We start from the raw sequence: 13,656 nt of genomic DNA, 5'->3' as shown, positions 1-13,656 counted from the left end.
AACCATTAAAATAATTAAACAAAAAGTAAATAATGAAACAACGATTGATTATAGTTTTAACCCTAATATTTGGATGTCTAATCAGTACAGCCCAAACAACAGCGGTTTCAAACGCTGATTTTTATGTGTCTAACAAAGGGTCCGATAATTGGTCAGGAACATTGGCGAATCCAAATCCCCAAGGTACCGACGGCCCTTTTGCCACTTTGGAAAAAGCAAAAAATGCAGTACGTATCTTGAAAAAAAGCAAATCTGAAGATATTGTGGTTTTGATTCGCGATGGCGTTTACAAACTGAACAAGACCGTTGTATTCGGTTTAGAGGATTCTGGTGAAGGTAAATCTACTATTACATACGCTGCTTATCCAAATGAACAACCCGTGTTTAGTTCAGGGAAAGAAATTAAAGGTTGGCAAAAAGTGACGACAGATATTCCGGGATTACCAAATGCTGCTAAAGGTCATATTATGGTAGCCCATGTTTCAGATAAGTTTTTAACCCTTTATGATGACGAAGGTATGTTACCACGAGCACAATCAAAAGGCATCATCACAGGAGATGGTGGTAATAGTAAAAATAAACTTCAATTTCCTGATGGGTTTTTGAAAAATTGGTCCAATGTCACCGATGTTGAAATAAAAGTAAGACCACATCATGCTTGGATTTCAAATATACTGCCATTAACATCGGTTGATGAAAAAACAAGCACTGCAACCACTTCTATTGACGCTACCTATGCCATGAACAGACTCCATTTTTTACCAGAAACAGAGAATGCTTGGGTTGAAAATGTGTTGGAAGTATTGGATGAAAAGGGCGAATGGGTGTTAAATACAAAAGAAGGCAAAGTGTACCTTTGGCCACGAAACGATTCTCAAGTTGTAGCTCCACAGTTGTTTGAGTTAATCCGTGTAGAAGGTAAGATTGATAAAGAAGGTCCAACAGATGTTCCGGTTCGTAACCTTCATTTTAAAGGGCTTACTTTTAAACATGGCGAACGTTATACAATAAAACCAAATGATGCTGGTTTGCAGCACGATTGGGATATGCACGATAAAGATAATGCTTTAGTGCGTCTCCGTGGAACAGAAAATTGCGTGATTGAGCAGTGCCATTTTCTTGATAGCGGCAGTGGTGCTATTCGTGTGGATCTATATGGGATGAATAATACTATTTCAAATAACCATATAGAACATCTTGGAGGCGGTGGTATTTTGCTTTGCGGTTATGGACCAGGCACAAAAGATGTGAACAAAAAGAATACCATTTACAACAATAATATCCATCATGTAGGGCAAATTTATTGGCATTCACCGGGAATCTTTGTTTGGCAAAGTGGTGAAAATCAAATCTCAAATAATTTGATTCATCATACCGATTATACGGCCATTATTCTATCGGGTTGTATGACTGATTTCTTTGCAAAAAGTCCTAACGGTCGAGAATTAACACGTACAATACGTCGTAATGAAGTACCTAAATTCTCGAAAGATGTAAGTCTTGCGGACGTTTTACCTTATTTGCATACCCATCATAACGTTGTTGAAAACAATGAAATCCATCACGCCATGGAAAGGTTGGGAGATGGGAATGCGATTTATATTCGTGGAGCAGGTAGAGATAATATCATTCGTCGTAATTATATCCATCACATGGTAGCAGATATGATTATGCAAGCAGCCATTCGTACAGATGGTGGACAAACGGGTACTTTAATTACAGAAAATTTAATTTACAAATGTACCTCGCAAGGCATTCTTACCAAGCTAGATAACAAAGTGGAAAATAACATTGTTGCGGACATCATTGCACCACCCCGAGGCTATTATTTATCATTACGAGAAGGTCCTTTAACTGGCGGAACCATTAAACGGAATATTTTATATAGTGTCACAGAAATGGGCAGTTTTATAGATGAATTGCCTCCTGGGAAAGAGGGGGCTTCTGAAGACCGAAGAGGACGCGTAATAGCAAGCGCCAAGGATGCTGATACCGATTATAATATTTATTTTAATAAAGCAGACTTGAGCAAAGGAAAGGAACTTATAGAAAAGAATCAAAATGATGGTGTGGATAAGCATAGTAGAGCAGTGGATCCTCTATTTGTTGATCCGGAAAATGGTGATTTTACATTTAAACCAGGTTCTCCTGCTCTAGAAATGGGCATTGTTCCTATTGATTTTTCCATGATAGGATTACGTACAAAATAAAGAAAATTGTATTTCATAAAAAGTGAGCCAATAAATACACCTTAAAGACTCTCTTTTTAAGGAAAAATTCCCAAAAATTTTAGTAAAAAAAGGAAAGTCAAGAAAAAAATTCTTGACTTTCCTTTTTTACATGATAGCAAGAGGAGACAGTTTGCTCTTGTAAACAGAATGATGTTTTCAATTGAAGAGAATTTAATAGCACTCATGGTATACGCTCCAGATGATGAAGTATATCATAAATAGTTAAAAGACGAGATTTCAAATTTTTTATAGGGTGTTTTTTTTATAAAAGAGTTACTTTAGTTTTAAGTATAGCAAATAGATTAAAAACATACACTTTTTACACAAAATAGCTTTGTATAATATGATTTTAGTTTTTAGGAAATAGTATTATTAGTAAGCAATTTTTATTTCTAAATTTAGTAGGAAGAAAGATGTAAAGTATACTAAAACAAATTAATTAGATGGTCGAAGAAAAGAATTTAGAAAACAAAATGATGTTTCAATCATCTCTTGAAGCTTATTTTGCACCTTTCAGACAAAATATAATCGGAATTGATGCAGAATTTGATTCGCCCTATGGAAAGCAAAAAATCATATATGCCGATTGGACAGCGAGTGGACGATTATACAGACCTATTGAGGTTAAACTAAGCAACAATATTGGACCTTTTGTAGCTAATACACATACAGAAACATCTATAACAGGAAGCGTCATGACGCATGCGTATCATGATGCTAGAAATATTATTAAAAAGCATGTAAATGCATCAAAAGATGATGTTTTAATTACCGTAGGTACGGGCATGACGGGTGCTATTAATAAATTTCAACGCATTCTAGGAATCAAATTAAATGAAAACTTAAAAGATCACACCAAAGTTCCTAATGAAAAAAGACCCATTATTTTTGTATCGCATATGGAACATCACTCTAACCAAACCTCCTGGTTAGAAACTATTGCTAAAGTAGAGGTGATTCCTTCAAATAAAGCAGGTTTGCCATGTCTTATAAACTTGGAAAAATTATTGATAAAATATGCAAATGTGCCAATAAAGATTGCGGCTATTACGGGCTGTTCGAATGTTACGGGAATAAGAACCAATTACCACGATATTGCAAAAGTAATGCATCAAAATAACGGTCTGTGTTTTGTTGATTTTGCATGTTCTGCACCTTATGTTCAAATAAACATGCATCCAGAAGATGAAGAGCAATATTTAGATGCCATTACGTTTTCACCACATAAATTTTTAGGAGGACCAGGTACTTCGGGTGTTTTAATTTTCAACAAAAAATTATATAAAAATTTAGTGCCAGATAATCCAGGAGGAGGCACAGTAAGTTATACCAACCCTTGGGGAAATCACGATTATATTGATGATATAGAAACTCGAGAAGACGGAGGAACTCCAGGATTTTTACAAGCTATTAGAATTGCACTTTCCATTAAGTTAAAAGAAAAAATGGGCGTGCAAAATATATTAGATAGAGAGCATGAAATGAATTCTATAATTTTCAAAAGGCTTTCTGAAATTGAAAATTTGCATATTCTAGCTAAAAATCACAAAGACCGATTGGGGGTGTTTTCATTCTTTATTGATAATGTTCATTATAATTTAGTAGTAAAACTTTTGAATGATCGTTTCGGGATACAAACACGAGGCGGCTGTTCTTGTGCAGGTACTTATGGTCATTATCTCTTACATGTAGATCAATTAACATCCAAAGCCATCGAGAAAAAGATATTGGAGGGCTGTATGATAGAACGACCGGGTTGGGTTAGAATGTCCATGCATCCTACCATGACAAATGCTGAAATTGAATTTATTTGTGATGCCATTGAAAGTATCTCCCAAAATTATAATGAATGGAAAAAAGATTACATCTATGATGGCGTAAAAAATGAGTTTATCCATATCAGTAGTTTAAATAATGAACAAAATATAATTGGAGATTGGTTTAATTTATAAATGCTTTAAAGGCAATTTATGTATGGAATTAATTGAAGCAATTATAAAAACAGATAAATTTATAGAAATTGTGATGAAAATAGGATGGGACTTTATGTGTTGAATAAATTATAAAATTAACTTTGTTTTAAATTAAAATTACAAATAATGAATAGAAGAAATTTTTTTAGAAACGGATCTCTTTTTGCACTTGGAACCTCTTTGTTAGCTCCTTTTGACCTAAGCGCAACTAGCTTAGATATTGATACAATAAATAAAAATAAAAAAGCAAAAAACATAATTATACTAGTAAGTGATGGTATGAGTACTGGAACATTAAACATGGCAGATTTATACCTTTCAAGAAAAACAGGGAAAGGTAGTAACTGGCTTCAATTATATAAGGATAATAAAGTAAGTAGAGCCTTAATGGATATGGCTTCTGCAAGTTCTATTGTTACAGATTCTGCAGCTGCTAGCTCTTCTTGGGGAAGTGGTTTTAGAATAAATAACGGAGGTTTAAATATTGGAACTAAAGGCGAAGCATACATTCCAATTTGGCAAAAATTTAAAAATGCTGGTAAAATGGCAGGTTGTGTAACTACCGTGCCAATAACCCATGCTACACCTGCGGGCTTTTGTGTAAATAGCAAAAGTAGAAACGACCAAGAAGGAATCGCTGAAAAATATCTAACTCAAAAATTTGATATTATGATGGGTGGTGGAAATAATTATTTTTCTGCCGATTATAGAAAAGATAAGGTAGATATGTACCAAAAATTTGAAGCTGAAGGTTATCAAGTTGTGAAAACTAGAGACGAAATGTTAACAGCAACGAACACCAAACCAATTTTAGGTGTTTTTTATAATGATGGATTACCTTATACTGCCGATAGAAATAGCAGTAAAGAACTTACTCAAAAAATTCCAACCTTGGCTGAAATGACCCAAAAAGCCATTGACAGAATGAAAAATAATAAAAATGGTTTTGTGTTACAAGTAGAAGCAGGAAAAGTAGATTGGGCAGCACATGGTAATGATATTGCTGGTTTAATATACGATCAAACCGCGCATGACGAAGCAGTTAAAGTGGCCATAGATTTTGCTGAAAAAGACGAAAACACACTTGTAATAATCACTACAGATCACGGAAATGCCAACCCGGGCGTAATTTATGGTAAAGATGCTAACAACCAATTTGATAGTATTCAAAACTACAAACACACCAACGAATGGATTTTAAATGGTTTTGGAAAAGAAACATCAGTCTCCCAAATAGTACAAAGAATTGAATACGCCAACAATATGGCAATTACTACAGATGAAGCAAATATACTTTTAAGTTATTATACAAAACTAAATGTTGAAGATGGACTATATAATCCAAAACATTTACCTTTTAATGAATTAGCTCAAATTCAAAAACAACACAACTCAGTTGGCTGGATTAGTATGAACCACTCTGCAGATTATGTAGAATTAGCAATGTATGGACCCGGAAGTGATTTATTAAAACCTTTTATTAAAAATACCGATTTGCACTATTTAATGCTGGAAGCAGCTGAAGTTGAAAACAACTATTAACCTGAGTAGGTATACTATGTTGTACTGAATCAAAATATCTTGCTGCTAAGGGATAGTGCGGAATTTCGAATCGAATTCTTATCAGTTTTATTAATTTTTTTATAAGCCACAAACTCCCAAAATCACTTATATCCTCATGTACAATGCTATGTGTTGTATCCTCAATTTATTATTATTTAATTGTCAATTTTTACAATCACTAACCCACAATCAAAACACTTCTATTTCCAAAATAAATTAGTTTTTAATGTCTGTAAAAGTGTTTGATTGTGTGATGTGATAATTTTATTTTGGTTATTCGGGCAAACCATAAGTATCTACAATAAAGTCGATATCTTTATCGCCCCTACCACTTAAATTTAATAATATGGATTTTTGAGGCTGCTCTTTAGCTAGCTTTAATGCATAAGCAACTGCATGAGCGCTTTCCAGAGCAGGGATAATACCTTCTAAACGACTTAGTTCGTAAAAAGCATCAATTGCTTCCTTGTCGTTTATACTATCGTAATTAACCGATTTTTTATCTTTAAGCATACTATGCTCGGGTCCAACACCTGGATAATCAAGGCCACTAGCAACAGAATAAACGGGTGCAGGTTCTCCTTTTTCGTCTTTTAACATATAACATTTAAAACCATGAATTATACCTGGAGTTCCGAATTTCATGGTTGCTGCATGGTCGCCCAAATTTAAAGATCGGCCAGCAGGCTCAACTCCATAAAGCTGACATTCTTCATCATTAAGAAAAGCTGAAAATATTCCCATGGCATTGCTTCCTCCGCCTACACAAGCAACCACATTATCAGGTAATTCACCGGTCATTTCTAGAAACTGTTCACGCGCTTCAATTCCAACTACACGCTGAAAATCACGAACCATCATAGGAAATGGATGAGGGCCAACCACAGACCCAATGCAATAAATCGTGTTTTCAGGATCTTTAAGGTAGGATTCAAATGCCGAATCAACAGCCTCTTTCAAGGTTTTTAAGCCGTGTGAAACAGGAACAACTTCTGCTCCTAATATTTTCATACGTACCACATTTGGATGCTCTTTTTTAATATCGACCTCGCCCATATGTATTTCGCACTCTAAGCCAAAATAAGCAGCTGCGGTAGCCAACGCTACACCATGTTGGCCTGCACCAGTTTCTGCAATAAGCCTCTTTTTACCTAAGTGTTTAGCAAGCAGTGCCTCGCCCATACAGTGATTAAGTTTATGTGCACCTGTATGGTTTAGGTCTTCACGTTTTAAATAAATACGCCCACCGTATTTTTCCGATAAACGAGCACAATAATAAACAGGTGTTGGGCGACCCTGATAATGTTTACGAATACTACGCAGTTCTTGTATAAAATTGTGAGATTTACTTATGGTATGGTAAGCATCTGTTATTTTTTTCATTTCAACTTCTAATGTGGGCGGAATAAAAGCACCGCCATAAGTTTCGAAAAAACCCTCACTATTCGGGTATTCTTTAAAATAATTACTCATAAAATATTTTTTAAATTAATATATAAATACTGAAAAAATTAATGAATTTTTTGCTGTTTTTAAGGTTTTAGATGATGGATGTAAAACTTTTTTTCTTCCATGAATCTTCAATTAATAAATCAATAATGCCATTTCACTTATTCAAATTTTAAGTTGATTAATTTCGGGCTACTTAAGTCTTACTTATTGACAATGTTAGCAGCTTATTAATTACTATCAACTCTTATTAAGTCTAAATCATGGAAATCAAAACTAAAATCTATATTAGGAGATATTCCTTTCATTTTTATGCTTTGAGCTTTTCCATTTTCATCTAAAGAAAACATGGCAAAAGCATCAGCATTCATGTCTTGGTACTCCCATTTAACTGTAAATGTATTTCCTTTATAAAAATACATTGGTCCATTAAGTTTTGGTGATTTATGAGATTTTACCCATAATGTATTCCCTTTCATAAAAACCTCCACATTGCCAAACCAAGCATCTTTGTAAATACCTATATAGTCCTCGTATTTTAAATGAGAGTCATCAACACTTTCAACAACTTCCCACACTTTTTTAGTAATAGCATCTCCTTCTTCCTTTCTGTTTTTAAAATACGTAGCATATTTGTCTATCCATCCAAAATTATCTAAACTCAAATAACTATCAACAATGGTATTTGATACGGCTCCAAATATGCCTGCACCATCATCACTAGTATTTGTTAAAATGACTATACCTAAATTAATATCTGGAATCATAATTGTTTTTGATAACATGCCTGGAAGCCCGCCAGTGTGAGAAACACTCATATTTCCTTTGATATCAGACAAATCCCAACCCAAACCATAACCAGCAAAATGTGAGTTGTAACGCGGATTTCTATTTACTTCGGTTACGGTATGTATTTTCCACATTTCATGTTGTGATTCTTGAGTAAATAGTTGATTTTTTAGACTATCACCATACTTTCCATTATTTAAATGCATCAGCATCCATTTAGAAATATCATCAACATTTGAATAAATACCACCTGCTGCACCATTAATCATTTCTTGATAATCTGGTAACACTTTTAATGTGCCAGAATTTGAATCATGAGGCTTTGCCAAGTTACTTTTATCTTTTATCTTGTCTAATGCGGCGTATGAATTATCCATATTAAGAGGTTGGAAAATCCGTTTTGAAATAAAATCTTCCCATGACATGCCTGAAACTCGCTTAATAACTTCACCCGCTACTATATATAATAAATTATCGTAATCGAACTGAGTTCTAAAAGCAGATACAGGCTTAAAGTGCTGAAAACTAGGTAATAAATCGTCCATTGTAAAATCTGAACCATCCGGAAAAATCATGAGGTCACCAATCCCTAAACCTAAACCACTGCGATGGGTTAATAAATCTTGAATATTGAAGTTTTCAGTTACATACGGATTATACATTTTAAATTCAGGAATATAATCTTTAACCTTGTCATGCCATGATAATTTGCCTTCCTCAACTAAAATAGCCAACGCAGCTGTGGTGAAAGCTTTACTATTAGATGCAATTGCAAAATTGGTATGTTCATTTACGGAATTTTTGCTGACAGATGATTTAACACCATAGCCTTTTGAATGGATTATTTTTCCATCTTTTACTATAGCCATTGCTACTCCTGCTACATTAAATGTGTCCATAGCATATGCCATGATAGAATCAACTTGTTTAGTAGAATATTGACTATAACAAACATTAGTTATGGATAAAGTGAAAAGAAGACTTGTAAATAGTTTAAAAATTATTTGTCTCATAAATGGTTGGTTTTTATTGTCTTGTCCTGAAATATGGTAACAGATTAAAATTGTCCCGATATTTATCGGGATTACGCTGTTAATTTATATACCATATTTGGTGTTTTGAAGTCTAAAGATAAATGTAATCTTATTGTGTTGTATAAATTAATTGCATTTTTTGTTGGTCTTTTCGCATGGGCTGTATTTAAGCGACGGGTAATCTGTTGATAAGGTTATTAATTTTAGTTTAAAACCAATAAAAGTTATTCTTCATGAAAGTGTCGAGTTTAAAACCAACCAATTAAATAACCATTTTTTAAAGAATGAAATTGAGTTTATTTTTATCTGTAACCAAATATAAATATGTTAATTACAATTTTATTAAGTTTGTATTTCATCTACAGTTATAATTGAAATTTGAAAAATTAAAAATAGGAATGAAATTAAAATGGTATTGTTTAATTGTTTTCTGTCTTATAGAATTTTCAGTTACAGCCCAACTAAATAATTTAAAATTCGAAAATATTGATGCTGCCGACGGACTTTCAAGCAGTACCTGTATAGATATTTTTCAAGATGACGATGGTTATTTGTGGTTTGGAACCATAGATGGTTTAAACAAGTACAACGGTTACAATATTGAGGTTTTTAGACCAAATTCAAATATTGAAGGTTCTATTAGTAATGCACGAATCAATTCAATTGTTGATGATAAATATGGTAACCTTTGGATAGGAACAAATGGAGGATTGGATTTTCTCAATAAAAAAACCAATAAATTTTCTCGAGTTAACATTTTTAAAAAAGCCAATACAAGCTCCGAAGTTGTAGTTATAAATAAATTGCTATACAATAATGGCACAAATACCATTTGGGCAGGTACAAATAACGGTGTTGTAAAAATTATTTTAAACGATGAATTTATTGATTTAGAAAATTTAAAAACCTCTCATTATGTAAATAATAAGCTTAATGAAAAATCTTTAGATAACAATAATGTGAATGTTATTCTGAAGGATAAAAATAATGATATTTGGATAAGCACAAACGGGCCATATCTTAACAAATATAACCGCAGGAAAGATGATTTTGATAAAATTTTAATTGAAAACAAGAAAGATTATGAATTAAATCATCTATCTAAAAGAGTATATATAGATAGTAAAGAGAATTTTTGGATTGGAAACGATCTTTCAAATTTAGTGCTGTGGAATAGAAAAACTAACACGTTTAACCATGTTTCAGTAATAGATAAACAAGCACCTATTCAAGATATTTACGAAGATAAAGAAGGATTAATTTGGGTGTCTATAGATGGTTTTGGATTGTATTTATTTGATGAAAATTTCGAAAAATTAGTACAACATTTTGAAAATAATCCATCCGATCCTTTTTCCTTGCCTAATAATTTACCAACTAAAATATTTCAAGACACCGATGGTATTTTTTGGATTGGTAGTTACAATAAAGGCGTTAGCAAATTAAATACATCTAAAAACTCCTTTGGGCATTATTATTACCAGCCAAACAATCCAAACGGGTTAAATGGAGAAATAGTCCAATCTATTTTGGAAGATTCAAAGCAACGAATTTGGTTAGGGGTATATGATAATGGGTTAGATCTATTTGATGAAAACAAACAGTTGTTTAAACATTTTGTCCATAACCCCAAAGACAATAACTCTTTAAGTTCCAATAAAATATTATATATATTTAGGAGTAAAGATGGGTTTATATGGATTTGTACTTTTGATGGAGGCCTAAATAGGTTTAACCCAGAAACCAATCAATTTAATAGTTTTTTGCATAGTGAAAGAGATACAACCACCATTGCACAAAATTCAGTTTGGACGGGTGTTGAAGACTCTGGAAATAGAGTTTGGTTAGGTTTAAAAACTGAAGGATTAAGTCTTTACAATCCTAATACAGGTAAATTTCACAATTATAAAAATCAATTTAACAATAAAAATAATTTAGCCAGTAACTTTATTTTCTCATTGTTTGTAGATTCTAAAAACCGATTATTTATAGGTACTACACAGGGCTTAAACTTTGTAGATTTAAATAAATTAAAGGAATTTATACCAAAGGAGATTCATTTTCAAGAAATAGAAGAAAAAGGAATTAAAGGGTTGCGTATAAATTATATAACAGAAGATTATTTAGGCAATATTTGGTTAGGTGCAGATAGTGGTTTGCATAAACTAGATGCTCGTTTAAATTTAATAAAAAGCTATACTACAAAGGATGGGCTTCCTAATGATTTAGTGCTTGGTTTAAAAGAAGATGATGATAAAAATTTCTGGATAACAACAAAAAGTGGTATGTCTCTTTTAGATCCAGTCACACATCATTTTAAAAATTTCAACATTATAGACGGCTTACAGGGTGCGGAATACCAAAGTAAATCTATAGAAAAAACAAAAGATGGTCGTATTATCGCTGGAGGATTGAATGGCTTTAATATTTTTAACCCAAGAAATATTGTTTTAGATTCTATAATCCTTCTTACCCCAAAAATTTCAAGTTTTAGATTAAACAATAGGAAAATTGAATCGGGCGATTCTATAAATGGACGTGTTCTTCTCAATAAAGCTATTTCTGAAACCCAAAATGTAACGTTAAAGTATGATGAAAATAATATTTCATTTGAATTTGAAGCTATCTTTTTAAGCAATCCAAATCAAGTAAAATATAAATATAAAATGAGAGGTGTTGATGAGGATTTTGTGAGTGCGGGTTTTAACAGAAGCGTTAACTATTCAAATTTACAACCTGGTGATTATGTGTTTGAAGTAAAAGCATCTGTTGATGAAGAATGGAGTGAACAAAGCTCTAGTACAATAGGTATTACGATATTGCCCCCTTTTTGGAAAACATGGTGGGCTTACTTAGGTTATATAATAATTGGTAGTGTTTTAATTTGGGTTTTTATGAGCTTGTATACAGAGAAAATTCAAGAAGCTCAAAAACACAAGTTAGATTTAATGAAGCTCGAATTTTTTATAAACGTATCGCATGAATTTAGAACACCATTAACACTTATTTTAAATCCGCTCGATAAAATTCTTGGAAATTTTAAGGATTCTGAGGTGGTAAAATCATCAGCATTAACAGCCCAAAGGAGCGCAAGACGCTTGTTGCATTTAGTAAATCAACTGTTGGATTATCGAAAAATGGACGCAGGAATGGCGCCGTTGCAGTTGGAGAGAGGTGATATTGTAAATTTCAGCAAAGCCATTTTCTTATTATTTAAAGAACTGGCAGAAAAAAAGGAAATTGACTATAAGTTTATAGCAACAACCAATAAAATTGAATGTGTTTTTGATTATGATAAGGTTGAAAAAATAATTACAAACCTAATATCTAATGCTATAAAATTCACAAACAGTGGTGGTGAAATTACGTTCTCAATAAGTAAAGTTCAATCCCGTTTAGCAAACCAACCAAAAGTTTTGAATTTAAAAATGAATAAGTTTAGCGATTATGTAGAAATTGTTGTTAAGGATTCAGGACGGGGTATGAATAAAGAACAGTTGGAGAAAGTGTTTTCCCGCTTTTACAATCTAGATGCTTCAAAATCGGGTACAGGCGTAGGGCTTAACTTTACCAAAGGATTGGTTGAAATGCACCAAGGTGAAATTTTAGTAAATAGCAAGCATAAAAAAGGAACTGAATTTATAGTAAAAATACCCATAGATATTAAAGGAGCGATAGTAAAGGTTGAAAATGAGAAAAATGAGTTTTTAATAAACTCTATGAAAGCAGTGGAATATGATATGCTGGTTTCTAACGAAGAATTGTCAATTGAAAGTAAAGAAATCAACACTTCAGAGCCTAAGCAATATACAGTGCTCATTGTAGAAGACAATAGAGAACTTCGGGTGCATTTGAAAGACGATTTAGATGATACTTACAATATACTAGAGGCAGAAAATGGTGAAAAAGGGTTGAAAAAGGCCTTAAAACATTTTCCTGATATTATAATTAGCGATGTTATGATGCCAAAACTTGATGGTTATGAAATGTGTAAATTATTAAAAACAAAACTAGAAACCTGCCATATCCCTATTATACTATTAACCGCAAGAAGCAGAGAGGAAGATTTAATTTCCGGATATGAACACGGTGCCGATGCGTATTTACCTAAACCTTTTAAAATAGGATTGCTTAGATCTCGAATTAAAAATCTTCTAGATTCTAAAGAACGATTACGCGAAAAATTCTCGAAATTAGGAGCTATTCTTCCTTCTAGCGAATTTACTACAAACTCGATGGATGAGGCTTTTTTAGAAAAAGTAACAAAAATCATTTTTGATAATATAAGCGATGAAAATTTTCAATTAGGTGATCTATTGAAACAAGTAGGTGTTGGAAGGTCTCATTTTTACAGAAAAATAACAACTCTAACGGGTCAAAACCCAAGCAATTTTATAAGAACAATAAGGTTGAAATATGCATCTGAACTATTAGAGAAAAGCAGTCATTCCATTAAGGAAATAACATATATGACAGGGTTTAATTCTACAACCTATTTTGGGAAAACCTTTAAAGAACTATTTGGGTTAACACCAAGTGAGTATGTTGAAAAGCACAGGAAGTCATAGAGAACTTTATTTCTTTAGTGTTTAAATCCACTGTTATTTTAAATCCAAA

General features: G+C 32.6%; 6 protein-coding genes. 4 read left to right on the top strand and 2 right to left on the bottom strand.

Translation table 11 applies throughout. The annotated features are described in order from the left end of the window. Nucleotides 1–32 precede the first annotated feature (32 nt). The 3 genes from EV196_RS05760 to EV196_RS05750 all read left to right on the top strand — a co-directional run bounded on the left by EV196_RS05760 (nt 33) and on the right by EV196_RS05750 (nt 5,746). The gene (locus EV196_RS05760; protein WP_132215992.1) at nt 33–2,210 is read left to right on the top strand and encodes a right-handed parallel beta-helix repeat-containing protein; all 2,178 of its coding nucleotides are present in this window, start codon (nt 33–35) and stop codon (nt 2,208–2,210) included. A gap of 464 nt (nt 2,211–2,674) precedes the next feature. Next, nucleotides 2,675–4,183 carry an aminotransferase class V-fold PLP-dependent enzyme gene (locus EV196_RS05755; RefSeq protein WP_243652183.1) on the top strand — a complete coding sequence of 503 codons (1,509 nt, stop codon included), beginning with the start codon at nt 2,675–2,677 and terminating at the stop codon, nt 4,181–4,183. A gap of 147 nt (nt 4,184–4,330) precedes the next feature. Further along, nucleotides 4,331–5,746 carry an alkaline phosphatase gene (locus tag EV196_RS05750; protein WP_132215989.1) on the top strand — a complete coding sequence of 472 codons (1,416 nt, stop codon included), beginning with the start codon at nt 4,331–4,333 and terminating at the stop codon, nt 5,744–5,746. Nucleotides 5,747–6,040: 294 nt separating this feature from the next. Here the strand turns inward: EV196_RS05750 and trpB are convergent, their stop codons facing one another. After that, complete coding sequence (gene trpB / locus EV196_RS05745) at nt 6,041–7,240, bottom strand: tryptophan synthase subunit beta (protein ID WP_132215986.1); 1,200 nt, start codon at nt 7,238–7,240, stop codon at nt 6,041–6,043. A 206-nt stretch (nt 7,241–7,446) separates the two neighbouring features. Continuing rightward, on the bottom strand, nt 7,447–9,018 hold the full coding sequence (locus EV196_RS05740) for a serine hydrolase (protein WP_165876109.1): 1,572 nt from the start codon (nt 9,016–9,018) through the stop codon (nt 7,447–7,449). Between the two features lie 419 nt (nt 9,019–9,437). Here EV196_RS05740 and EV196_RS05735 point away from each other — a divergent pair, with 419 nt between their 5' ends. Next, nucleotides 9,438–13,607 (top strand): hybrid sensor histidine kinase/response regulator transcription factor, encoded by a 4,170-nt coding sequence (locus tag EV196_RS05735; RefSeq protein WP_132215983.1) that lies wholly within the window; start codon nt 9,438–9,440, stop codon nt 13,605–13,607. The last annotated feature ends 49 nt before the right edge of the window (nt 13,608–13,656 follow it).

Origin of the sequence: Mariniflexile fucanivorans, assembly GCF_004341235.1 — a bacterium.
Classification (GTDB): domain Bacteria; phylum Bacteroidota; class Bacteroidia; order Flavobacteriales; family Flavobacteriaceae; genus Mariniflexile; species Mariniflexile fucanivorans.
Note: the sequence above shows the minus strand (reverse complement) of the source record. Positions and strands in the feature narration are given on the sequence as shown.